Origin of the sequence: Subtercola boreus (genome assembly GCF_003399625.1) — a bacterium.
Classification (GTDB): domain Bacteria; phylum Actinomycetota; class Actinomycetes; order Actinomycetales; family Microbacteriaceae; genus Subtercola; species Subtercola boreus_C.
In genome coordinates this window covers 154,357-177,214 of the sequence record NZ_NBXA01000022.1, presented here as the reverse complement: position 1 = coordinate 177,214, position 22,858 = coordinate 154,357, and the positions used below count along the sequence as shown (strand labels likewise).

Sequence of the window (22,858 nt, the reverse complement as noted above, 5' to 3'; positions counted from 1 at the left end):
AGGAGGAGAGGGCCAGTGCGGGCGTGCTGCTCGCGCCAATACCCAAAACTCACTCACGAGGGTGACTGGGACGAGGTGTTCGAGGTCGTCAAACGGGCCACCGAGGCCGTCGGCGCCTTCGGATCGCGCGTGTCTCTGGTTCTGAAGGCCGACATCCGACCCGGATACACGGGGGAGCTCACGGCGAAGCTCGACCGGCTCGAGCAGGCGCTCGGAGAGTAGCCCGCACGGGAGCGGGTGCAGCGCCGGTGCAGTGCCGGTGCAGCGCCGATCGAATCGATTCGATCGGCAGTCGGTCGCGGCACTAGGCTGGACGGGTGACCCTCACTTCTCCTGGGCTGTCGTCGCTGTCGCCGGCCCGCATCCGTCTTGCGCTGTTGGCGCTGACCCTCGGCGGCTTCGGCATCGGCTGCACCGAGTTCGTCGCCATGGGTCTGCTGCCGAACCTCGCCAGTGACCTGCTGCCCGATCTGTTCCGGGTTTCGTCTGAGCAGGCGAACGGCCAGGCCGGCCTCCTCATCACCGCCTACGCCGCGGGGGTGGTCGTCGGGGCGCCGACGATCGCCGCTGTCGCCGCGCGCTGGCCGCGGAAGGTCGTGCTGATGGTGCTGCTCGTCACGATCATCCTCGGAACCATCGCCTCGGCCCTGCTCCCCACCTTCGGTCTCGTGCTGGTGGCCCGTTTCGTGTCGGCCCTGCCGCACGGAGCGTATTTCGGCATCGCCTCCCTGGTGGCGGCGTCACTCCTCGGGCCGAACAAGCGCGGCCAGGGCGTCGCGCTCGTGCTCGGCGGTCTCACCGTGGCGAACGTGGTCGGAGTGCCGTTCATCACGTGGGTGGGGCAGTCGTCGAGTTGGCGCGTGTCCTACCTGGTGGTCGCCGGCATCTTCGTGCTGGCGTTCGTCGCGGTGACCCTCACCGTTCCGAACCTCCCGGGGGACCGCACCGCGACGATGCGCAAGGAGCTGAAGGCGTTCGGCCGGCCGCAGGTCTGGTTCGCCATTGCGATCGGGGCGATCGGCTTCGGTGGGTTCTTCTGCGTCTACACCTATGTCTCACCCATCCTCACCACCATCACGGGGCTACCGGCGTCGGTCGTGCCGTGGGCCCTTGTCGTTGTCGGTCTCGGCATGACCATCGGCAACCTCACCGGGGGCTGGGCGGCAGATCACAACCTGAAGCGCTCGATGCTGCTGTTCTTCGGGCTGCTGCTGCTGGCGCTCGTCGAACTGGTGCTGTTCGCCTCGAACCCTGTCGGGCTCTTCGTCGGCCTGTTCTTCGTGGGGGCCGCTGCGGCATCGATCTCCCCGCTCATCCAGACCCGGCTGATGGATGTCGCGGGCGACAGCCAGTCGATCGCGGCCGCTCTCAACCACTCTTCGCTGAACTTCGGCAACGCGCTCGGCCCGATCGTCGGGGGAGTGGCCCTCACGTTCGGGTTCGGCTACATCGCACCGATCGGCGCGGGCATCGTTCTCACCGTGCTCGGGATCCTCATCGCGCTCGCCTCGTTCACCGTGGAACGCCGCACCCGCCGCCGCATCGCCGTGGCGACCGCTGAGGCGGCCTTCCGCACCGAACTCGACGGCACCCAGCCGATCGCGGTGCCGAGCAGGCGCTGACGCTGCCCTGCCAGGCCGGCCGGCTCTCAGCCTCGCGACGTCTCGCCCGCCACGCTCTCGGGGTTCGTGAGGTAGTCGTCCTGGATGAGCAGGCCGTCCTGGATGGCGCGCTTTCGAAGGGCCACCTTCGTGCCGACGTCGATGCCGAGAACCCGGTACTTCTCGCGGATGCGCTTCAGGTAGCTCTTGGCCGTCTCCTCGGAGATGCTGAGCTGTTCGGCGACCTGCTTCACCGGTTCGCCGCCACCGTAGAGCGCCATCACGCGGCGTTCCTGTGCGCTCAGTTTCGGCGATCCATTGACCTCCTGGGCGCTGAGCGCGAGATCGAGCTCGCTGGAGATGAAGGGCTCGCCCTTCGCGGCAGACCGGATCGCCTCGACGATCATGTCTGCCTCCTCGCTCTTCACGAGGTAGCCGAGTGCCCCGGCCGCCAGGGCCTCCCGCACGACCACGGGTTCGGAGTAGGTGCTCATCAGCACGGTCTTCACCCCGGCCGACTTCAGGGCCCGCAGCTTCACCGAGATCGGCAGGTTGTCCTTCAGGTCGAGGTCGAGCAGCACGACGTCGACGGGGAATTCCGGGTCTGTCAGCAGGTCGGGCCAGGTCGTGACGGCGGCCACCATGTTGATGTCGCTCGCGGCACCGCGGATCCACTCGGTCAGTGCCCCGAGCAGCATGCGATGGTCGTCGACGATCGCCAACCGGATGTTCTCATGCGTCGTTGGCATGTCTGGCCTTCCCTCTGCATCACTCGCGATTCTAGGATTCGGGGGATTGGACCTCTGCGGTGATGTGAATGTCGATCGAGCCGTTCCTGCTGCTCTCCGAATGCTGTCCCACTCGATCCAGCGCCCCCCAGATCGTCACATCGAAACGTCGGCGTGGAATGCCGTCGATCGAAATTTCCATCGGAATCACCATCATATCCACCAGAGTCCCCCGATTGGGGTGCACCGACGGCCCGAGGGTGACCCTGATGGAGGGTTGCTGCCGGTTGGCTGCGGCGGCAATGAGCCAGAGCGCTGACAAGAAGCCCTCCCGTTGCTCCGGTTCGAGGTACCCGGCCAGCCCGTCGGGATCCGCGAGAGTCACCGTCGGGCGGAGCACCTCGGAATCGCCGATGGCGTGCTGCAGCCACGTCTGCAGGCGACCTTCGATGAGGCGGCGGCGGAGTTCGTTCGCCAGGGACGACGCAGCGGCAGCCTGTTCGGCATCGAGGGGGAGGGGGATCCGTCCGGATGCCACGTCGGAGAGCAGCTCCTCTGCGCTCCGGTCGAGCCGCGCGAGTTCATCTGAGCCGAGGATGCCCACCGCGAACCGGGGGGAGGAGATCGTGCTCTCCACCAGGGTGCGGTCGAGTTCCCGGTCGATGAACCGCGTGAACGACTTGACGATCAGGATCGCGATGAGAGTCGGCGCGAGGGCCGCCACGATCACTTCGATCTGGGGCCTGGCGGCCGAGGGCTGCTCGCCGAGGCCCACCGCCGTCACGGCCAGGAGGAAGACGACGAGCACGACGGTCGCCAGGATGAGCTGGTTCAGCGGCCGGTAGGCCACCAGCGAGAGCAGGGTGGCTCCGGCCCCGATGATCACCGTGACTTCGGGCACCGCAGCTGTGAATCCATGTGCCGACACCAGGTCGAGTACGACCGCCGCGGCGAGCAGGAACAGCACGCCGGAGTAGGCGGACGTCGGCAGGTGCCCGCCCTGGGAGTTGGCGATGATGCATCCGCCACCCATGGCCACGGCGATCATGGCCCAGGCGCCGACCGTCAGCCACGGGTTGTCGTAGGCGCCCCAGTTCAGCAGGAAGATGGCCAGTCCCCGGATGCTCAGCAGGATCCCCGCCACGACGGCACCGATGCCGAGGTAGCCGATGCCGATCCGGGAGTCGGTCGCCACGTCGTGCCGGAGCGACTCCAATGCCTCGGGACCGAGGGTGCGGGCGCGCACCAGCCGGGTGAGAAGGCCGCTGCCCTGGTCGTCGGTCTCTGTTCCGAGTCGTGCCGGGTCGCTCATCGTGGAACCTCCAGGACGACGGTCGTTCCGGCCCCGGGGGCGGAGAAGATGCGGGCGTTCCCGCCGACGTCGCGAAGGCGCGCCACCACCGACTCCGCGAGACCGAGCCGGGCGCTGTCGACTCCGTCGGTCTCGAATCCCACTCCGGAATCGGTGACCATGGCGCGCACGCCACCGGCGTCCTGCGTGATCGTCACGTCGGCCTCGTCGACCTGGGCGTGGCGCCGAACGTTCTCGAGGCACTCACCGAGCGAGAGGAGAAAGGCGCTCCGCACGACCGGCGGCAGGGTGACATCGCCGTCGCCGTGCCAGTGCACCGTGAGGCCGCGCCGTTTAAATCGCTGCTGCAGAGCCTTGATGCTCTGTGTGACCGGTGGTGCCTGGTCGGTCCGCAGGTTGTAGGTTCCGGATGACCGGGGTGTGGGTGTCTCGCCCTGGCGCAGTTGTCGAAGCAGCACGGCGTCGTCGCTGGCCTGCACGCGGAGGGCATCGGGATCCACCCCCCGGCCGGAATGCGCGAGCAGGGTGAGGGTCGCGAGCACCGTGTCGTGCAGCAGCCGCGCGCTCCGGCGGCGTTCTGCCTCGAGTTCGCTCGCCCACCGTTCCGCGCGGTGCACGGCACCGAGTCGGGCGATGCGGTCTCGGGCGCGCCTGACGCTGTCGGTGATCCAGATGCCGACGAGCGCGTTCACCGACCAGCTGACGATGAAGATGGTGAGCGCCTGCACCGCTTCGTCGGAGGTCATCGACGAGAGCGCGATGGCGAGATTGACCAGGAACACCGCAGTGAGGTAGACGCGACCGGATACAGAGCCCTGGAGGACGATCGCCATTGCCCCGATACCACCGCCGGAGACCAGCAGCAGAGCGCTCAGGATGGCGGGGTACTCGGCCACCACACTCCCGAGGAGCCCGCTCAGGGCGAGACCGGCCACCGTGCTCACGACCACCCACAGGGTGGCCGAGGAGCGGCCGACCATGAGGTAACCGAGGAGCATCACCGCGTAGAGCGGGAGGGCGATCGCGATGACGTAACCCGGAACGGTGCCGGCGATCGCCAGGCACACGAGGGACGACAGCGTGAAGACCCAGCCCTCCACCCACGCCGCTGTCCGCAGCAAGGGTTCCTGGCGCCTGATCACACTCGTGATCCTAGCGGGGCACCCCGCATCAGAGGGCCAGGAGCCGCCGCAGTTCCCGGCTGACGAGCTCGTTCTCGATGAGGAAGCCGTCGTGGCCGAAGCGCGACGAGATCACGGCTGCCTCGTCTCCGTCGATGTTGGCGGGGATGTGACGTGCGATGACCTGCTGGTCCTCCACCGGGAAGAGCCGGTCGCTGTCGATGCCGATCACCAGCGAGACGGCGCTCACCCGGTGGAGGGCCTCGACGACCCCGCCCCGGCCGCGGCCCACGTCGTGTGAACTCATCGCCTCGACGAGAGTGATGTAGGAGTTGGCATCGAACCGGCGGGTGAACTTGTTGCCGTGGAAGTCGAGATACGACTCCACCGCGAAGCGCCCGCCGCTACCGAGAGGGCTGATGCCGCTCTGCCAGCTGCGCTCGAACCGGTCGTTGAGTTCGGTGGGGCTCCGGTAGTTCAGCAGGGCCATACGCCGGGCGAGCGCGAGCCCGGAGTGGGGGCCTTCGCCGTCCTTCGCGTTGTAGTAGCTGCCGTCATGGAAGAGCGGGTCTGCCCTGATGGCTTCGATCTGCACCGAGTTCAGCGCGATCTGGTCGGCGCTCGAGATCGGCGGAGCGGCGATCATGGCCAGCTTCTCGGCCCTGTCGGGGAACGTGACTCCCCATTCGAGCACCTGCATGCCGCCCATCGAGCCACCCACGATCGCGGCCCACCGGCGGATGCCGAGCTGCTGCATCACCCGCTCCTGCGCCGACACCTGGTCGCGGATGCTCGTGAACGGGAACCGCGCACCCCACTCCTCGCCGTCGGGGGCAATGGATGCCGGCCCCGTCGACCCCTGGCAGCTGCCGAGCATGTTCGGTGCCACCACGAAGTACTTCTCCGTGTCGATCGCCTGGCCGGGGCCCACGATCCCGCCCCACCAGCCGGCTGTCGGATGCCCGGGCTCGGCCGGCCCCGTGAGGTGGCTGTCCCCGGTGAGAGCGTGGGCGACGAGGATCGCGTTGTCGGCGGCGGCGTTGAGGGTTCCGAACGTCTCGAAGGCGATCCGGGCATCCGGAACCGTGCCTCCGCCCTCGAAGGCGATGTCGCCGATGTGGGCGAACTGACGGCGCCCGACCGGATCGCCGTCCCGCCAGGCCCCGGTCGCCGGCGGCTTGCCGAGGATGGACCGGATCTGCGCATCGGTGATGAAGTCGCTCGGAACGGTGTCTTCGGGTATCTGCCAGTCCATTGTTCTTCCATTCTGGCAAGCGAAAGGGGCGGCCGGGCGCATGTTACGCGCGGCCGCCCCTTTCGTGAGGAACTCAGAGCGCGTTCGCGCGCGCGACCTCGCGTGCTGCCGCGAGACCGGTTGCCAGGTCGGCCTTGATGTCCTCGATGTTCTCGAGCCCCACAGAGAGTCGCACGAGGCCCGGGGTGACGCCCGAGGTCAGCTGCTGCTCCGGGGTGAGCTGCGAGTGCGTCGTCGACGCCGGGTGGATGACCAGCGAACGCACATCGCCGATGTTGGCCAGGTGCGAGAAGAGCGTCAGCGAGTTGACGAGTGCACGGCCGGCATCCACACCGCCCTTCAGCTCGAACGACAGCACGGCGCCGACACCCTTGGGTGCGTAGCGGTTGGCGGCTTCGTACCAGGGGCTCGACGGCAGGCCGGCGTAGTACACCGTGGCGACGTCGTCGTGGTTGTCGAGCCACTCGGCGACGTCCTGGGCGTTCTGCACGTGGCGCTCGATCCGGAGCGAGAGAGTCTCGATGCCCTGGATGAGCTGCCAGGCGCTCGCCGGGGCGATGGAGGAGCCGAGGTCGCGGAGCAGCTGCACGCGCGCCTTGATGATGTAGGCGATGCCGTCGCCGAGCGCCTCGGTGTAGGTGACACCGTGGTAGGACTCGTCGGGCGTGGTGAGGCCGGGGAACTTCTCGGCGTTCTCAGACCACTTGAACTTCCCGCCGTCGACCAGCACGCCGCCGATGACGGTGCCGTGGCCGCCGAGGAACTTCGTCGCCGAGTGCACGATGATGTCGGCGCCGTGCTCGAACGGGCGGATCAGGTAGGGCGTCGCGATCGTGTTGTCGACGATCAGCGGCACGCCGTTCTCGTGCGCCACATCGGCGACGAGGCGGATGTCGAGGATGTTGATCTTCGGGTTGCCGATGGTCTCGGCGAAGAACAGTTTGGTGTTCGGGCGCACGGCCCGCTGCCACTCGTCGCTGTCGTCCTGGTTCTCGACGAAGGTCACGTCGATGCCGAGCTTCTTCAGCGTGTACTTGAAGAGGTTGTAGGTGCCGCCGTAGATGGAGGCGCTCGACACGATGTGGTCGCCGGCCTGCGCGATGTTCAGCACGGCGAACGTCTCTGCCGCCTGGCCCGAGGCGACCAGCAGCGCTGCTGTTCCGCCCTCCAGGGCCGCGACGCGCTCCTCCACGACGTTCTGGGTCGGGTTCTGGATGCGCGTGTAGATGTTGCCGAACTCGGCGAGGGCGAAGAGGTTCTTGGCGTGGTCGGCGTTGTTGAACACGTATGACGTGGTCTGGTAGATCGGCGTCGCGCGGGCGTTGGTGACGGGGTCGGGCGCAGCGCCGGAGTGGATCTGCTTGGTCTCGAACTGCCAGTCGGCGTTGTCTGTCATGAGAAAAGTCCTTTGGTCGGTACGGCAACACTAGGGAGGGTCATCGGGTCGGTCAACGGCCCGGGAAACACGGGGTAACGTGAATTGCAAACCTCTCTCGAAAGGCCTCGCATTGGGCATCCAGAATCGTCGCGCCGTCGTCACCGGAGCAAGCTCGGGCATCGGGGCGGCCACCGTGCGCCTGCTCCGCGCCCACGGCTGGGACGTGGTGGGAGTCGCCCGCCGGGAAGACAGGCTGCAGGCGCTCGCCGCCGAGACGGGTGCGAGCTACTTCGTGGCCGACCTGCTGAAGCAGGACGATGTCGATGCCCTCGCCGCGCACCTGGCTGCGACAGGTGGAGTCAGCACTCTCGTCAACAATGCGGGCGGCGCAGCGGGCCTCGATTCCGTCGAGGCGAGCCAGATCTCCGACTGGGAGTGGATGTTCGAGGTCAACGTCCTCGCGGTCAAACGGGTGATCTCAGCGCTCCTGCCGTTGTTGCGGGATTCCGTCGCCGGCGCCCCGACGGGCACCGCGGTGGCCGACATCCTCACCGTCTCCTCGACGGCCGGCCACTTCGCCTACGCGGGTGGCGGCGGCTACAACGCGTCGAAGTTCGCCGTCAGTTCGCTCTCCGAAGTGCTGCGGCTCGAGCTCAGCGGCGAGCCGATCAGGGTGCTCGAGATCGCGCCCGGGATGGTGAACACCGAGGAGTTCTCGCTCAACAGGTTCAACGGTGACCGAGCCAGAGCAGAGGCCGTGTACGCGAATGTGCCCGACCCGCTGACCGCAGACGACGTGGCCACCACGATCGTCACCATGGTGGAGATGGCTCCCCACATCAGCCTCGACCTCGTGATCATCAAACCGGTCGCCCAGTCCGCCGTCTACAAGGTGCACCGCGGTCCCCTCGAGGTGAAGCAGTAGCGGGCGATTCCCGGTACCGTTGACGGATGGCCGAGAGCGAACACACGACACCGACGGAGACCCCCGACGAAGGGGCTGACACGACACCCGAACGCGAGGTCCTCGGCTGGCTCGAGTTCGGTGAGGCATCGCGGGTGCTGGCCACGAGCGTGCTCGAGAGCGGCTTCGTGCCCGACTTCGTGATCGCCATCGCCCGCGGCGGCCTGCTGCCGGCGGGCGCGCTCGCCTATGCGACCGGCACCAAGAGCTGCGGCAGCCTCAACGTGGAGTTCTACACCGACGTCGAGACGACGCTGCCCGAACCGATCATCCTGCCGCCGATGATGGACAACACGGCCCTGATCGGCAGGAACATCCTGCTGGTCGACGACGTCGCGGACTCCGGTCGCACCCTCGCCCTGGTGGTGGGCCTTCTGGAGCGGGTCGGCGTGATCGTGAAGACGGCGACGCTCTACTCGAAGCCGCGCTCGGTGATCGAGCCCGACTTCTATTGGAAGAAGACCGACCGGTGGATCGTCTTCCCGTGGTCAGCGCACCCGCCGGTGACGGTGTGAGCGCCGCGCACGGTGTGAGCGGGCGAGAACGGTGAGCATCCACCTCGTCGGCGGCGGCTGGCCGATGATCGACGACGGGGCCGTCTACCGGGAGTTCCTCTCGGAGGCGGCAGAACGTGCGCTCCAGGCGGGCAGGCTCGAAGGGCCCCGCATCGCGATGATCCTGGTGCGAGACGGCGACGGCCCGGCGACGTACGCCGAACTCCTCGCGGGACTCACGACCATCACGGAGCTCCAGCCCGTGCCGATCCTCGCGCCGGAGGGCGTCGCGATCGACGCGTCCGGCCTCGCCGAGGTCGACGGCATCCTCGTCTGGGGCGGGTCGACCCCCGCCTACCGTGACAGCATCGCTCCTGCCTTCGGCGAGATCCGGCGCCAGGTCGCGGCGGGCGTGCCCTACCTCGGCTTCTCGGCCGGAGCCGCGATCGCGGCAGACGGGGCCCTTCTCGGCGGTTGGACGATCGGTGACGTTCCGGTCTGCCCGGAGGACGCATCCGAGGAACTCGACGACGTCACGTTCGGTGAGGGACTCGGCCTGATCGACCTCGCCGTCGACGTGCACGCCGCCCAGTGGGGCACCCTCGCCCGCCTGGTCGCGGCCACCGAAGCCGGTCTGACCGACGGCGGCATCGCCATCGACGAGCACACCGTGCTGATCGTGGGTGACGGACCGCTCCGGGTGATCGGCCGCGGGAGCGTCTGGACGGTGACCGACGATGACGGCAGCGTACGGGTCGCCACGATGGGGGAGAGCTGAGCGAGGGCGGCGCCGCAGTGCCTAACGGTGCCGCAGTGCCGAACGGCGCCGCGGTGCCGAACGGCTTCGTGCTCGACGACCTCGTCTCCGCGGGCAGGATGGATGCGGGATGGGCGGCGGCGCTCGCCCCGGCGGCAGACACCCTGGCGTCGCTCGCCCTGTTCCTCGACGGGGAAGTCGCTGCGGGGCGCGGCTTTCTGCCGGCAGCCGACGACATCCTGCGCGCCTTCCGGCAGCCACTCGCCGACGTGCGGGTGCTGATCGTCGGCCAGGACCCCTACCCGACCCCCGGGCATCCGATCGGCCTCTCCTTCGCCACCTCCCGGCACGTCAGGCCGTTGCCGCGGAGCCTGGTGAACATCTACCGGGAGCTGACGGACGACCTGGCCGTTCCCGCGCCGGTTCACGGCGACCTCACCGGCTGGACCCGGAACGGGGTGCTTCTGCTCAACAGGGTACTCACGGTGCAGCCCGGCGAGGCCGGTTCGCACCGTGGCCGCGGTTGGGAGAGCATCACCGAGCTCGCCATCCGGGCGCTGGTGGCTCGCGGCACACCGCTGGTGGCGATTCTCTGGGGGAAGGATGCCGCGAAGCTCCGGCCGCTGCTGGGTTCGGCTGCGGTCATCGAATCCGCGCATCCGAGCCCGCTCTCGGCGCGCCGGGGGTTCTTCGGATCCCGGCCCTTCAGCCGCGCGAACGAAACGCTCCAGAGCTGGGGCATCGAGCCGGTCGACTGGGCCCTCACCGATGAGCAGCCGAGCGCCTAGGCTTCAGAGCATGCTCGAAGAGGAATACCAGCCCAGGAGGAAGCTTCCCGCGAACCTGCGACCGCCCGTGCCTCCGGAGCCGGTCTTCGAATACACGATCCGCCGGGCGAGCGCAGCAGACATGCCCTATGTGCGGGAGATCTACAACCACTACGTCGCCAACACGGTGGTGACCCTCGACGAAGACGCCATGACGCTGAAGGCGTGGAAGCAGAAATTCGCCTGGCTCTCGAAGCTCGACATGCCGTTCCTGGTCGCGATCTCGGGCAGCGACCAGGTGATCGGCTTCGCCTACGTGTCACCGTGGAAGCAGAAGGCGGCCTACCGCCGAACCGTCGAGGACAGCATCTACCTGGGGCCGGCGGCGACCGGCAAGGGCCTCGGCAAGGCGCTGCTGAAAGAGCTGCTGGCCGAGGCCAAGGCGGCGAAGATCAAAGAGGTACTGGCCGTCGTCGTCGACAAGGGCGCCGAGGGGTCGATCCGCCTGCACGAGAGTTTCGGGTTCAAGGAGGTGGGCCGGCTCGGCAAGGTCGGCTTCAAGTTCAACCGCTGGCTCGGCACGGTGCTGCTGCAGAAGCACCTGAAGTAGATCACTCGCCGTCGGGGTCCTCCGCGCTCCAGCGCGCCGGCACGTTCGCCTCCCCGGCCAGCACCTCCCGGAACCAGCTGCGTTCCACATCGGCCAGATGCCTCACCAGCCCGGAGACCGTCGTGATCGACGGCAGGAGCTGGCGCGCCGCATCCGCGTCGCTGAGGCCGCCGGCCTTCCACACGACGGTTGCCCGTTGCCAGTCGAGGAATCCCTCGAGGCTCTCGCGCTCGGCTCCGTGTTCGGGAGCTTCGGGCCGCACGATCTCCGGCAGGACGCCGGTGCTGGCTGCGCTGGTTCCGGTGCCGTGCACCGCGCTGGGCTGCGACTGGGCGTTCGTCATCGTTACAGCGTAGGCCCCGCCGCTAGGCTCGGAACATGGCAGAGCTGCACGACCTCAGCGCCCTCGAACAGTGGCGCCTCCTCCAGCGGGGCGACATCGGTGTGGTCGAACTCACCGACCACTACCTCGCCCGCATCGAATGGCTGAACCCTCTCGTCGGGGCGTTCCACGAGGTCACGGCCGACCGCGCCAGGGAACGCGCCCGGTTCGTCGAAAAGCAGGTGCCTCGAACGACGACCCTCTGGGGCCTGCCGTTCGGCGACAAAGACCTCGTGCGACGGGCCGGGGTGCGCACCACGTTCGGCAGCCGGCTCTTCGAGGACTTCGTGCCCGACACCTCCGACGAGGCCGCGCTCGACCTCGACGCTGCCGGGGGAGTCAGTCTCGGCAAGACCGCGACCCCTGAGTACGGATTGGCCGGATACACCGAGAACCTCGTCTTTCCGCCCACGCGGAACCCCTACGACCTCACCCTCGGGCCCGGCGGGTCGAGCGGCGGTGCGGCCGCGGCCGTGGCATCGGGCATGCTCCCGTTCGCGCCCGGCTCCGACGGGGGTGGCTCGATCCGCATCCCGGCCGCCGCGACCGGTCTCGTCGGGCTGAAGCCGTCACGCGGCCGGGTTCCGTCGGGTTCCGGGATCGGCGCACTCGCCGGGCTGCCTGTGGGCGGTCCGCTGGCGCGCTCGGTGGCGGATGCTGCGCTGCTGCTCGACGGTCTGATCAGCCCGAACGGGGCCCCCGAGCGCCAGCCCTACGCACTCCGGGCGCCCGAGAACACCGACGGACCCTTCCTCGGGGCGGCGATCCGGGGGGAGGGCCGTTTCCAGCTCGGGGTCATGCTCGACTCGCCGTGGGACGAGGTCTACGAGATCCTGATCGACCCGGAGGTGCGGGAGACGTTCGACCAGACCGTCGACCTTCTGCAGACGCTCGGCCACGGCACCGAGACCCTGCGGCTCGAGCCCGCACCCGAGTACGGGCCGGCGTTCCGCACGATCTGGCAGGCGGGCGCTTTATCCATCCCGGCGGACGCGTCGACCGAGCACCTCCTCGGGCCACTGACCCGCTGGCTGATGCACCGCGGACGGGCGCTCGGCGCGGCAGAACTCACCTCCGCCCTGGCCACCCTCTCGGGCTTCGAACGGTCGGTCATCCGCCAGTTCGCGGGGTTCGATGCCATCGTGACCCCCACGCTCGCGCTGACTCCGCGGCCGGTGGGCTGGTTCGACCCCGAGGACGCGGAACGGAACTTCCAACAGCAGGTGCAGTACGCCCCTTTCAGCTCGTTCGTGAACGTGAGCGGTCTGCCGGCGATCACGCTGCCGGTGGGGGAGACAGCGTCGCACCTGCCGATCGGTGTGCAGCTCATCGGGCGGCCGGGTGGAGAGGCAACTCTGCTCTCGATCGCCCGTCAGCTCGAACGGAGACTCCGTTGGGAGCTCGTGCATCCGCCCCTCTGGACTCTGCCGGCTGGGACGAAGATGTGAGGTAAGGCTATCCTCTTGCAGACGAGGTAAGGCAAGCCTATGCTTATGACAAATGAGCGTACTGACGAATGGGCCCGAAGCACTGGCCGCTGTGGCGGCACTGTCGGCCCCGAAGACCCGATCCGTGCGGAGCGGTCGCCCCGCAGCCGGCGGCCGCATCCTCCTCGCGGCTGACGATTCGTCACTCGACGCGCTCGTCGAAATGATCGCCACGCTCTCCGAATCTGCCCGCGGCCAGGTCTTCGTCGAGGTCGCCTCGGCTGACGACATCGTGCTGCTGTCGACCCCCGAACTCGTGACCGTTGCCTGGCTCACCCGCGAGACCCGCAGCGGCAACCCGGGTACATCCAGGCGTTGCGCCCACGGCCAGGCCCTCGAACGCGCGGTCACCGCATGGGTGAGTGAGATGTGCACGGGTGATGTCGAGCGCGACGGCGGAGAACTCACCGCGTGGGTCGACGGCAGCGGCACCCGCATCTACGAACTCCGCCAGAGCCTCATCGAGACGCTCGGCCGCACCTCCGGCACCTCCGCCGACAGCACCAGCGAGCTCGCCCGCTAGGAGCGGCGCCCGCGGGGCTGCCCTCGCAGGGCGGCTCTGGCGACGCTGCGCCCACGCGGCAGCTCGGGAACCCGGGTGTCGCGCCTACTGCGGGTTGCCGGTCGCGCGCTCTGACACGCTCCAGAGCCGGGCCGCGAGAGCGGTGTCGCCGGCCCCGGACGACGTTCGGCCGTTCGGCTTGAATCCGTCGAAATACGTTCCGCTCGCGGACCCTACCTCGTCGACCGACGCGAGGTGGATGAGCGCCGCCGCACCCTCCTCGGGGCTCGAACCCAGGTTGCCGTTGCCGACGACGTGCGCGAGTCTCATCAGCCCGGTGTCGGCGGCGAACGAACTGGCGACGAAGCCGGGGTGGAACGCGTAGGCCTCGATCCCCGTCCCCTCGGTGCGGCGGGAGAGTTCCACCGTGAAGAGGATGTTCGCGAGCTTCGCCGCGCAGTAGGCCGGCCAGCCGCCGAGCCACGCCCGGTTGCGGAGGTCGAGGTCGCCTGGCCGCACCCGCCCGAAGACGTTGGCGGCCGACGCGGTCTGGATGATACGCACCGGGCCCGTGGCCGCACTCTCTTCGAGACGGGGGAGCAGCAGGCTGGTGAGCAGGAACGGCGAGAGGTGGTTCGACTGGATCGTGCGTTCGTGGCCATCGGCCGTGAGTGCCCGCTTCTTCACCAGCCCGCCGGCGTTGTTCGCGAGAACGTCGATGCGTCCGTAGCGGTTCAGGAGGGCATCCGCCAGTCTCCGGATGTCGTCGAACCGGTCGAAATCGGCGAGAAATGCTGTGCCGCCGATCCGTTCGGCGACCTCGCGGGTGCGATCCGGATTGCGCCCCACGACGGCGACGTCTGCTCCCCGCGCGGCGAGCTCGGTTGCGGCCGCCCGCCCGATGCCCGAGCTGGCGCCGGTGACGATGACCGTCCTGCCCACCATGTCTCCCGTGTTGCCCACGTCTCCCGTGTTCGCCATGTCTCCGGTGTCGCCCATTCCGCTCCTGCTCTCCATCAGCGGTACCCGCCCGCTTCGAGCCCGGCCTCGACCTCGAAACGGTTGGTCAGCGGGTCGGTGCCCGCCAGAAAGTAGACCAGCGGAAAGGTGAGGCCGTACGTCTTCCACTGCTGCCGGTGCACCTGCTCGTGCTCGAGCACCCTGTCGCCGGCGTTCTGGTCGGTGAGGTAGACGCCGCCGATGCAGCTGCCGCCGCGCGAGAACGCCCAAGCCGGCACACCGGTGAACACGAAGAGCCCGTTCACCCGGCGGATGCGGCCAGTGCTGAGAACAGCGCCCCAGACGACGCCGACCAGAGTCGCGTAGAGATAACCGGCCCGCGCCACGGGCGGCGCGAGCAACAGGGGCTTCAGGATGCCCGCCAGAACACGCACGAACACGAGTCAGTGACTCGACGCGTCGCGGCCATAGGTCTCGAGCAGTCTCAGCCAGACCTCGCTGATCGTGGGGTAGGAGGGGACCGCGTGCCAGAGCCGGTGCAGCGGAACCTCACCCACGACGGCGATCGTCGCCGAATGAAGCAGCTCCGCGACATCCTGGCCGACGAAGGTGACGCCGAGCACGACTCGGCGGTCTTCGTCGACCACCATCTTCGCGGTGCCCTCATACCCGTCGGCCGTCACGCTCGCGCCGGCGACCCAGCCGATGTTGTACTCGACGGCCTTCACCGTATAGCCGGCCTTCGTGGCGGCGGCCTCCGTGAGCCCGATGGAGGCGACCTCGGGGTCGGTGAAGGTGACCTGCGGCACCGCTTCGTGGTCTGCAGTGGCGACATGCGCGCCCCAGGGCCCGGTCGACAGCGGCTTGCCGAGCGCCCGGGCGACGATGACGTCTCCGGCAGCGCGTGCCTGGTACTTGCCCTGGTGCGTCAGGAGTGCCCGGTGGTTGACGTCGCCGGTCGCGTAGAGCCACTCGCCACCGAGGGCGTCGTTGTCGCCCGGCGCGACCAGCATTGTGTCGTCGACATCGAGCCACTTGTGCGGTTCGAGTCCGATCGAGTCGAGCCCGAGGTCTCCGGTGTTCGGAACCCGGCCGGTGGCCACGAGCAGTTCGTCGACAACGAGTTCGCTGCCGTCGTCGAGGGTGAGGGTGACCTCGCCGCCACTTCCGTCCCGGCTCACCCGGGTGGCCGAGACGCCGATCCGCACATCGGCCCCGAGTTGGATGAGGGAGTCCCGCACCATCTCACCGGCGAACGGCTCTTGGTTGCTGAGCAGCGCGCCGCGGGAGAGCACGGTGACCTTCGAACCGAGTGAGGCGTAGGCCGTCGCCATCTCGGCCCCCACGACTCCGCCGCCCATGATCGCGAGCCGGGCCGGAACCGAGGTGGCGGAGGTGGCCTCGCGGCTGGTCCACGGTGCGGAGTCGCGAAGCCCCGGGATGTCGGGCAGCAACGCCGCCGAGCCTATGGAGACCACGATGGCGTGCCGGGCGGTGAGCTCCGAGACGTTCCCCCCGGCATCCGTCACCGACAGCGTCTTGACGCCGGTGAACCGGGCGTGCCCGCGCACCAGGGTGATACCTGCACCGTCGACCCACTCGGCCTGGCTGTCGTCCTTGTACTCGTTCACTGTCTTGTTGCGGCGGTTCAGCACGGCCTGCACGTCGATGTCGCCGGTGATGGCCTCACGGGCACCACCGACCTTCTGGGCGGCCCGGAGAACCGCTCCGCTTCGAAGGAGCGCCTTCGAGGGCATGCAGGCCCAGTAGGAGCATTCGCCGCCCACCAGCTCGGCCTCCACCAGAGCGGCGCTCAGCCCGCCCTGCACCACCCGGTCTGCGACGTTCTCACCGATCGCGCCGGCTCCGATGACGATGACGTCGAAGGTGGTCTCTGCGGGGGTGGCGGATGACGACATGGGGATCCTTTCAACGTGCCGCGGCCGAGCCTCGGCGTGGTACAGGTTGTTCGTTCAGACTAGCTGCGCCGACAGGTCACCGGCCCACGAACACGGCGGGCTTGCGCTGGAGGAAGGCCTCCATTCCGATTCGCGAATCCTCGCTGCCCGCCAGGGCCACAAGAGCCGGCTGGAGCCCCTCTTCTGCTGCCGCATCGCCCAGGCGCACGGCGGTGCGGGCGTTCCGGAGAGTCGCCTGCACCGCGAGCGGGGCCTGGGCGGCCACCCGTTCGGCGATGGCCAGGGCGCGGTCGAACTGCTCACCGTCGGCGGTCACCTCCTGCACCAAACCGATCCGGTGCGCCTCGCGGGCGTCGAAGAGGTCGCCGGTGAGCATCCACCGCATCGCGTTCCCCCAGCCCGCTGCGCGCGGGAAACGGAGTGTTGCACCGCCGAAGGGCAGGATGCCCCGCGTCACCTCGAGCTGGCCGAACCTCGTCGACTCCGCCGCGACAGAGATGTCGGCGGCCAGCATCAGCTCGATCCCGAGCGTGAAACAGCTGCCCTGAACGGCCACGACGACCGGTTTCGAGAGCTGCTGGCCGTTCACCTGCCAGGGATGGATGCCGCCCTCCGGTACGAAGTCGAGGCCGGTGCCGCCGCCGATCCGTGGCCCGATGTCGGCGAGGTCGAGCCCTGCGGTGAAGTGCTCGCCGACCGCGTACACGAGCCCCACCCGGAGCTCCGCGTCCCGCTCCAACTCCCCGTAGGCGGCGGCCAGCTCCTCGAGCATCGCGAAGTCGGCGGCGTTCCGCTTCTCGGGGCGGTTCAGGCCCATCAGCAGCACGTGGCCCCGGCGTTCGACGATGATGCGCGTAGTCATCCTGCGATGCTAGCCCCCGCCCCCGCCCCCGCCATCTCAATCGAGTGGGCAGTTCGGGCCCCTGACACGCAGTGTTCAGGGCCCGAACTGCCCACTCGATTGCGCAGCAGAGGGGGCGGTCAGAGCGTGCGGGTCAGCGCCGAGATGATCCGCAGCACCGCAGACAGGTCGTCGGATGCCGCGTCGGGGCTCGACGGCGCGAACTGGGTGATGCCGGCGCCGGCCAGGGGGAAACGCTGTCGCACGGCCACGATGTTCGCCACCAGGGTCGCCACACTGATCCCGAAGGGCTCGGGGTAACTGAGCGCAGCGATCTCCGCCGGATCGAGAACGTCGAGGTCGACGTGCAGGTAGACCTCTGTCGCGCCCGTCCCCTCGAGCGCGGCCACGAGCGCCGATCCGTCTCCCAGCCCGTCGACCGGCACCCACGGGATGCCGAGCCGGGCGATGAAGTCCTCTTCTTCTTCGTCGACCGATCGCACCCCCGCGAGCACCACCCGGGTGGCGTCGAGTGTCTCGTCGACGAGCGGCACCAGCAGTTCGGGGCCATCGCCGAGCAGCGTGCGGAGCACCATCCCCGAGAAGGCCCCCGGCACCGGGGAGCCGGGCGTCATCAGGTCGGCGTGGCCATCCAGCCATACCACAGCGAGCCTTCCGCCCGACCGGGCCGCTCGACCCATCGCGGCAGAGATCGGAGCGAGCTCCACGCCGCAGTCGCCGCCGATCGTCACTACGATGCCCGGGCCGAGGTCACCCTGGTGGGCATCCGGAGCCGTGAGCGCCGCCAGGGCGATCTCGACGGAATCCCTCACGCTCATGATGGCGCTGACCCGCGCGACCCCGCTGTCGAGGCTCTCGCCGGCACCGAGCGGAACCTCGACGCGCCGGGTGACGGCCTGAGGCAGATCCCCCTCGATCGCGTCGGCACCATCGATCAACTGCATGGCACGGGACGAACCCGAGCCCTGCCATTCGGGGACGATCAGAAACGTTGCGGGCACGTCACCCAGTCTCGCACGGCCACTCTGTTTCGCTTCGTTACGTGCACCTTGTCGACACCGGGCCGTGTGCGTTTGACTGGTACCCGAACAAGAACCGACGAACAGCGGGCACCACCGCCCACGCGACACGAGAGAAGGCGAACGGATGACCGGCAGGAGCCCGCACGCCGACCAGCGCCCTCATCTCGCTGTCGTCGAGGTCACCCGCTTCCGCCCGCGCGACACCGACTACCACGCCTACGTCGACATGTTGAACTCCCGGCTGGCCGCCGAGGCCGAAGCGCAGGGTTTCCGCGTCACACGCACGGGCGCTGCGGATGTCGGCACCGCCCAGCTGCTCGCCATCACCGACTCCGCCGAGGCGATCGTCATCATGGGCGGCGAGGACATCGCGCCGCGCTTCTACGACGGCTCGCCATCCTATCCCGCCCAGGGACAGCACTTCGAGACGGCCGACGAGGGCCAGCTCGCCCTCGTGCGCCGCGCATTCGGCCGGGGAACGCCGCTCCTCGGCATCTGCCGCGGACACCAGATCATCAACGTGGCCTTCGGCGGCACCCTGCAGCAGGACATCGGCGACGACACCATCCACAAGAACCTCGGGGCCCCGGTCGCGCGGGCGATGGCCGGTCATCCGGTCGACTTGGCCGAGGGCAGCGACCTCGCCCGTGCGCTCGATGCGCAGTCGGTGCAGGTGCAGAGCGCCCATCACCAGTCGATCGATGAGCTCGGATCTGGCCTGGTCGTGGTCGGCACCGCTCCCGACGGATCGCCAGAGGCCGTCGAGCACCGTTCGGCCCCGATCACCGGCGTGCAGTTCCATCCCGAGGATCCGGGGGCTCCGGATGGCCAGCTGGCGTCACTCGTCTCTGAACTCGGCAGGGCCGTGCGTCAGAACAGTGGGGAGATCAGCCTCAGCGCGTGAGGGAACCGACGGTTCCGGTGATGCCCCGGATCGCTCCGGTCGAGGCGAAGGCCGGGTCGCGGAACGCCGGGCCTGCGAGTTGGGGGGACGCGTCCCGCCGGTCGGAGCCGAGGTCGGCCCGGCGCGAGATTCGCCCCAGGATCACGGCGATCGGTACCGAAATGACCGCCCAGGCGGCGACGGCGATGACGACGATGAGAAGTGCCATGGTGTGCTCCCTGCAGACTGGTCATGGGATGATGACCACTGCGGCGAGTCGACAGTACAACCCGGCGCTGGGTCATGTGGTGCAGGGCAAACCTATGCCCTCTTCGGGGGACAATCAGGCCCCTTGCGCGATTTGCTTCGGCGTGTCGTAGATTTTCATCGGAGAGCGTCAGGAGCAGTTGCCGACCTGCAGCGGCAGCCCCGGCCAGTCCTTGATCGAGGTCGTCGACTGGCGGTAGTTTGCCGAGACGAACACATGCCAGACCTCGGGCGCGATCGAGGCGGATGAGGGTACCGGATACTCTGCGGAGCTCGCATGCAGCAGAAGATGGAGCGTGCCCGTCGGGTCGGCGCGACCGCGGTCATCGAAGTAGAAGCCACTGACGTCTGCTGAGCCACCGACCTTGACGCCGATGGCCACCCCGAACTCACCGGGCAGCAGACCGCTGATGGTGACGGGGAGCCCGCCGCCGGTGTCGCCGATCAGATCGGTCGGTTCCACACAGGCCTCAGCGTCGATGGTGAGCCGGTCGATGGGCAGGTAGGCGATCGACAGCGGCGCGCTGAGAACGAGCGGGTCGGCATGACCCGATCCTGAACTGTCGTCGGCGGGGCCTCCCACCGGGTCGACGCGCACCGATGTGCTCAGCATGAAGCCGCTCTCGCCGCTGTCGGTGAAGTTCTCAGGAAACACGTCGGGAGTCCAGGTGACGCTCGCGCTCCCCGCTCCGTCGGTTGTGACGGTGACCGGGCTGCTGAACACGGAGAAGTACCCGTCGGGGGTCTTCGACTCACCCCGGTAGCGGGCATCCGTGCGGACCTCGTAGGTCGTGTCCGGGTCGAGGCCCGAGACGTCGGCGGTCAGCCCACCACCCCAGCTCGGCGCCGTGAAGGTGTCCGTGGAGGCCTGGACCGACGGCCCCGTGGGCGCAGGCGGTTCCGGTGTGGTGGTCGTGGTGGGGGAGGGAGTCGGCTGGGGCGGCACCGTCTCGCTGACGCTGGGCGTCGGAGTCGGTGTTGCGGCCGGGAACAGGTTCGTTCCGAAACCGAGCGCGAGGGCGCCCCCGGCCGTACCCACACCCAGCACGACGAGAACGGCCAGGATGACCGCGCCGAGGCGGACTCGTTTTCGAGGCGTGGCGGTGGCCGGCGGCAGAAGGGAGGGGGCAGGCGTCCGCGGCTCGGCCGCCGCGAGCACGTTCCCGGTCATCCGGGCGATGAGCTCGTCGAGTTCCTCGCCGCTCGGTGGGTCATGCCTCATTGTCGGTCACCGCCTTCCGGAGTCTGCTGCGCGATCGGGAGACCCGCTGTCGCACGGCTCCCACCGTGAGACCGAGGTGCTCGGAGGCCTCCGCGTAGCTCCGGCCCTCGATCAGGCAGAGTTCTGTGACGCTCCGGTCGAGCGGGGAGAGCAGGGCGATCTCCTGCATCACCCAGCGGAGACGGTCGCGAGCCTCGCCGTCGTCGTCTGTCACCAGGAGGTCGCTGGGAAGCTCCTCGGTGGAATGCCGATAGTGCGCCCTGTTCACATTCAGGGCCACGTAACGGCAGGTGGCGAGTAGCCACGGCAGGAGCGAGTCGTCCACGAGCGCGATCGTCTCTGCTCGTCGCCAGGTGGTGAGGAACGTGTCCTGCACGACCTCCTCGACATCGGCAGCGTTGCCGACGAGCGCCCACGCATACCGGGTGACGGGGCGGGCGTGGCGCGCCAGAAGAGCGGCCAGCGCGCTGCGGTCGTTGCCGACCACGCCCGCGAGCAACTCGCCATCAGAGACATCCACCCCGGTCATCCGTACCCCCGCCCTCACAACAAGGATGTCCGGCGGCGGCCGACAATCACAAACCCGCGGGAGTCGATTTTTCTGGCGTCATCTTCTGGGCCGGGTTCGGTAGGCTCAGAGCTCGACGCTCCAGAGACTCGCGAAGGAGGGCCATGCGCCGGTTGCTCCTCGCGATCGTGCTGGCGCTCGCCCTTACGTCGTGCTCGTCGTCTGCGCCGGCTCCTTCTGCTGGCGGGCCTTCGGATGCCGCATCCGAGGTTCAGCCGGAGGTGCTGATCTTCGGTGACTCCTACACCGCGGGCGAGGGCGCTGAGAGGCCGACCGACGGGTACGCCTACCGGGTCGGCCCGGCCCTCGGCTGGCACGTGAGCGTCGATGGCGTCGGTGGAACCGGGTACGTGAACCCGAACCACGCGATGGGCAACTACCGCACCCGTCTCGCAGCATCCAGCTACGGCGACACGTTCGACATCGTGCTCATCGAAGGCGGAACGAACGACCAGGGCGCACCCGCCGACGCGTTCTCAGCCGCCGTCGACGATACGCTCGCAGCGTTCGGCCAGCGGTTTCCTCGTGCCCGGATCATCCTCCTCGGCCTGTTCTCGTGGGAGGACGCCATCACGCCGGAGAAGTCCGCCGTCAACTCAGGCCTCCGGGCGGCCGCCGATTCGCACGGGCTCGAGTTCGTCGACCCGCTCGCCGGCAGGTGGTTCACCGCGAGCGACAGGGCGACCCTGATCAATCCCGCCGACAACCACCCCAACGCGGCAGGATACGAGACCATGGCGTCGCGGTTGGTCGAAGACCTTCGGCTGGTCGATGGTTCCGACTAGATCCCAGTGCTGGTACGGGATTCACGCTGGTGGCCCCAGGCAGATTCGAACTGCCGCCCCTGCCTCCGGAGGGCAGTGCTCTATCCCCTGAGCTATGGGGCCAGGAGTGCGGTGTCAAGGCTACCACTGGCCCGGGGGTGCTCGTGTCAGGGCCCTCGGGATCCGTGAAAGGATTCATGACATGAAGCGAACGGTCAGCGCCCACATCGTCTGCGATATCGACGCCTCCGCGAACCTCGTGTTCTCGATCGCCACCGCAGCCAACGTCGAACTCGCGTCGGAGACGGTGGAGTACCTCTGGAACGGCCAGCCGATCACGCCCGTCGACATCCTCGACGTGCACGGTACGCGCCTGCACGAGTTCGACGCGAATGCTGGCCGCCTGACGCTCAACTACTGGGCTGTCGTCGAAGGCAGCGCCGCCCAGGCACCTGTCACGAAGAACGACCTCATCACGTACCTCCGCCCGAGCCGGTACTGCGAGTCCGACACGCTGCTGCCGACGGCCCGGTCCGAGTTCGCCGGGCTGGAGGGGCGCATGCTGCTCGACAGCGTGAGCTCGTGGGTGGGCGAGAAGCTCAGCTACGTCCCCGGGTCGAGCCTGCCGACGGATGGCGCGATCCAGACCCTTCTGAGCCGGCGGGGCGTCTGCCGCGACTACGCGCACCTGGTGATCACGCTGCTGCGGGGGCTCGACATCCCGGCCCGCCTGGTGTCGGTGTACGCGCCCGGTCTCAGTCCGATGGACTTCCACGCGGTGGCCGAGGCGTTCGTCGATGGCGAGTGGTACGTCGTCGACGCGACCGCGCTTGCACCCCGGCAGAGCCTGGTGCGCATCGCCACGGGCCGGGATGCCGCCGACACGGCATTCCTCACCAACCACGGCGGCTGGCTGAGCCTCAAGGAACTCGAGGTGACGGCGACGGCGGATGAGCTGCCGCTCGATGACACCCGGGAGTTCGTGCAGCTGCACTGATGAGGCCCCCAGGGCGGGTGTGCCGACTCGGATAGA

General features: G+C 68.6%; 25 protein-coding genes, 1 tRNA gene and 1 pseudogene. 12 read left to right on the top strand and 15 right to left on the bottom strand.

Features of this window, described 5'->3' with window-relative positions; all coding sequences use genetic code 11:
* Nucleotides 1–51 precede the first annotated feature (51 nt).
* Nucleotides 52–222 (top strand): annotated as a pseudogene (locus tag B7R21_RS20725) (thiamine-binding protein); the annotation flags it as partial.
* A gap of 95 nt (nt 223–317) precedes the next feature.
* Nucleotides 318–1,622: an MFS transporter gene (locus tag B7R21_RS11625; RefSeq protein ID WP_116283410.1), complete on the top strand. Its 1,305-nt coding sequence runs from the start codon at nt 318–320 to the stop codon at nt 1,620–1,622.
* 26 nt (nt 1,623–1,648) lie between these two features.
* On the opposite strand, the gene B7R21_RS11620 is transcribed toward B7R21_RS11625, so the two are convergent.
* The 5 genes from B7R21_RS11620 to B7R21_RS11600 form a co-directional block, all read right to left on the bottom strand.
* Nucleotides 1,649–2,350: a response regulator transcription factor gene (locus B7R21_RS11620; protein ID WP_116283409.1), complete on the bottom strand. Its 702-nt coding sequence runs from the start codon at nt 2,348–2,350 to the stop codon at nt 1,649–1,651.
* A 31-nt stretch (nt 2,351–2,381) separates the two neighbouring features.
* On the bottom strand, nt 2,382–3,641 hold the full coding sequence (locus tag B7R21_RS11615; RefSeq protein ID WP_116283408.1) for a hypothetical protein: 1,260 nt from the start codon (nt 3,639–3,641) through the stop codon (nt 2,382–2,384).
* Complete coding sequence (locus tag B7R21_RS11610) at nt 3,638–4,783, bottom strand: sensor histidine kinase (protein ID WP_147305873.1); 1,146 nt, start codon at nt 4,781–4,783, stop codon at nt 3,638–3,640. The genes B7R21_RS11615 and B7R21_RS11610 overlap by 4 nt, the downstream gene beginning before the upstream one ends.
* A gap of 28 nt (nt 4,784–4,811) precedes the next feature.
* Nucleotides 4,812–6,017, bottom strand: a complete 1,206-nt coding sequence (gene metX, locus B7R21_RS11605; protein WP_116283406.1) for a homoserine O-acetyltransferase MetX — start codon at nt 6,015–6,017, stop codon at nt 4,812–4,814.
* A gap of 73 nt (nt 6,018–6,090) precedes the next feature.
* Nucleotides 6,091–7,413, bottom strand: coding sequence for a bifunctional o-acetylhomoserine/o-acetylserine sulfhydrylase (locus tag B7R21_RS11600; RefSeq protein ID WP_116283405.1), 1,323 nt, complete (start codon nt 7,411–7,413; stop codon nt 6,091–6,093).
* Between the two features lie 118 nt (nt 7,414–7,531).
* Between B7R21_RS11600 and B7R21_RS11595 the strand changes: the two genes are divergently transcribed.
* The 5 genes from B7R21_RS11595 to B7R21_RS11575 all read left to right on the top strand — a co-directional run bounded on the left by B7R21_RS11595 (nt 7,532) and on the right by B7R21_RS11575 (nt 10,987).
* Entirely contained in the window at nt 7,532–8,320 is a 789-nt protein-coding gene (locus tag B7R21_RS11595; RefSeq protein ID WP_116283504.1) for an SDR family oxidoreductase, read from the top strand.
* 26 nt (nt 8,321–8,346) lie between these two features.
* Nucleotides 8,347–8,874 carry a phosphoribosyltransferase gene (locus B7R21_RS11590; RefSeq protein ID WP_116283404.1) on the top strand — a complete coding sequence of 176 codons (528 nt, stop codon included), beginning with the start codon at nt 8,347–8,349 and terminating at the stop codon, nt 8,872–8,874.
* Nucleotides 8,875–8,905: 31 nt separating this feature from the next.
* Nucleotides 8,906–9,631: a peptidase S51 gene (locus B7R21_RS11585; RefSeq protein ID WP_253259764.1), complete on the top strand. Its 726-nt coding sequence runs from the start codon at nt 8,906–8,908 to the stop codon at nt 9,629–9,631.
* A 98-nt stretch (nt 9,632–9,729) separates the two neighbouring features.
* On the top strand, nt 9,730–10,398 hold the full coding sequence (locus B7R21_RS11580) for a uracil-DNA glycosylase (protein ID WP_116283502.1): 669 nt from the start codon (nt 9,730–9,732) through the stop codon (nt 10,396–10,398).
* A 10-nt stretch (nt 10,399–10,408) separates the two neighbouring features.
* Complete coding sequence (locus tag B7R21_RS11575; protein ID WP_116283403.1) at nt 10,409–10,987, top strand: GNAT family N-acetyltransferase; 579 nt, start codon at nt 10,409–10,411, stop codon at nt 10,985–10,987.
* 1 nt (nt 10,988) lies between these two features.
* Here B7R21_RS11575 and B7R21_RS11570 read toward each other — a convergent pair whose 3' ends face one another.
* Nucleotides 10,989–11,330 carry a mycothiol transferase gene (locus B7R21_RS11570; RefSeq protein WP_116283402.1) on the bottom strand — a complete coding sequence of 114 codons (342 nt, stop codon included), beginning with the start codon at nt 11,328–11,330 and terminating at the stop codon, nt 10,989–10,991.
* 35 nt (nt 11,331–11,365) lie between these two features.
* Between B7R21_RS11570 and B7R21_RS11565 the strand changes: the two genes are divergently transcribed.
* Together B7R21_RS11565 and B7R21_RS11560 are read left to right on the top strand one after the other, a co-directional pair.
* Entirely contained in the window at nt 11,366–12,817 is a 1,452-nt protein-coding gene (locus tag B7R21_RS11565) for an amidase (RefSeq protein ID WP_116283401.1), read from the top strand.
* Between the two features lie 52 nt (nt 12,818–12,869).
* Nucleotides 12,870–13,379, top strand: coding sequence for an SIP domain-containing protein (locus tag B7R21_RS11560; protein WP_116283400.1), 510 nt, complete (start codon nt 12,870–12,872; stop codon nt 13,377–13,379).
* Between the two features lie 84 nt (nt 13,380–13,463).
* Here B7R21_RS11560 and B7R21_RS11555 read toward each other — a convergent pair whose 3' ends face one another.
* From B7R21_RS11555 to B7R21_RS11535, 5 genes are all read right to left on the bottom strand, one after another.
* Complete coding sequence (locus B7R21_RS11555; protein WP_253259763.1) at nt 13,464–14,357, bottom strand: SDR family NAD(P)-dependent oxidoreductase; 894 nt, start codon at nt 14,355–14,357, stop codon at nt 13,464–13,466.
* A 17-nt stretch (nt 14,358–14,374) separates the two neighbouring features.
* Nucleotides 14,375–14,758 carry a Fe-S oxidoreductase gene (locus B7R21_RS11550; RefSeq protein ID WP_253259762.1) on the bottom strand — a complete coding sequence of 128 codons (384 nt, stop codon included), beginning with the start codon at nt 14,756–14,758 and terminating at the stop codon, nt 14,375–14,377.
* Nucleotides 14,759–14,761: 3 nt separating this feature from the next.
* A complete protein-coding gene (locus B7R21_RS11545) occupies nt 14,762–16,237 on the bottom strand; it encodes a dihydrolipoyl dehydrogenase family protein (RefSeq protein WP_116283399.1) in 1,476 nt (491 codons plus the stop codon).
* Nucleotides 16,238–16,313: 76 nt separating this feature from the next.
* Complete coding sequence (locus tag B7R21_RS11540) at nt 16,314–17,099, bottom strand: crotonase/enoyl-CoA hydratase family protein (RefSeq protein ID WP_116283398.1); 786 nt, start codon at nt 17,097–17,099, stop codon at nt 16,314–16,316.
* 119 nt (nt 17,100–17,218) lie between these two features.
* A complete protein-coding gene (locus B7R21_RS11535; RefSeq protein WP_172592144.1) occupies nt 17,219–18,100 on the bottom strand; it encodes an arginase family protein in 882 nt (293 codons plus the stop codon).
* 145 nt (nt 18,101–18,245) lie between these two features.
* On the opposite strand from B7R21_RS11535, the gene B7R21_RS11530 reads away from it, so the two are divergent.
* Nucleotides 18,246–19,025, top strand: a complete 780-nt coding sequence (locus B7R21_RS11530) for a gamma-glutamyl-gamma-aminobutyrate hydrolase family protein (protein ID WP_116283397.1) — start codon at nt 18,246–18,248, stop codon at nt 19,023–19,025.
* On the opposite strand, the gene B7R21_RS11525 is transcribed toward B7R21_RS11530, so the two are convergent.
* The 3 genes from B7R21_RS11525 to B7R21_RS11515 form a co-directional block, all read right to left on the bottom strand.
* Nucleotides 19,015–19,233 (bottom strand): hypothetical protein, encoded by a 219-nt coding sequence (locus tag B7R21_RS11525; protein ID WP_116283396.1) that lies wholly within the window; start codon nt 19,231–19,233, stop codon nt 19,015–19,017. The genes B7R21_RS11530 and B7R21_RS11525 overlap by 11 nt on opposite strands.
* A gap of 168 nt (nt 19,234–19,401) precedes the next feature.
* Nucleotides 19,402–20,493, bottom strand: coding sequence for a hypothetical protein (locus B7R21_RS11520; RefSeq protein ID WP_116283395.1), 1,092 nt, complete (start codon nt 20,491–20,493; stop codon nt 19,402–19,404).
* Nucleotides 20,483–21,022 (bottom strand): RNA polymerase sigma factor, encoded by a 540-nt coding sequence (locus tag B7R21_RS11515; RefSeq protein ID WP_116283394.1) that lies wholly within the window; start codon nt 21,020–21,022, stop codon nt 20,483–20,485. The genes B7R21_RS11520 and B7R21_RS11515 overlap by 11 nt, the downstream gene beginning before the upstream one ends.
* Nucleotides 21,023–21,165: 143 nt before the next feature.
* On the opposite strand from B7R21_RS11515, the gene B7R21_RS11510 reads away from it, so the two are divergent.
* Complete coding sequence (locus B7R21_RS11510; RefSeq protein WP_116283393.1) at nt 21,166–21,846, top strand: SGNH/GDSL hydrolase family protein; 681 nt, start codon at nt 21,166–21,168, stop codon at nt 21,844–21,846.
* A gap of 27 nt (nt 21,847–21,873) precedes the next feature.
* On the opposite strand, the gene B7R21_RS11505 is transcribed toward B7R21_RS11510, so the two are convergent.
* Nucleotides 21,874–21,948: transfer RNA gene (locus tag B7R21_RS11505), tRNA-Arg, on the bottom strand.
* A 79-nt stretch (nt 21,949–22,027) separates the two neighbouring features.
* Between B7R21_RS11505 and B7R21_RS11500 the strand changes: the two genes are divergently transcribed.
* Nucleotides 22,028–22,822: a transglutaminase-like domain-containing protein gene (locus B7R21_RS11500; protein ID WP_116283392.1), complete on the top strand. Its 795-nt coding sequence runs from the start codon at nt 22,028–22,030 to the stop codon at nt 22,820–22,822.
* Nucleotides 22,823–22,858 lie beyond the last annotated feature (36 nt).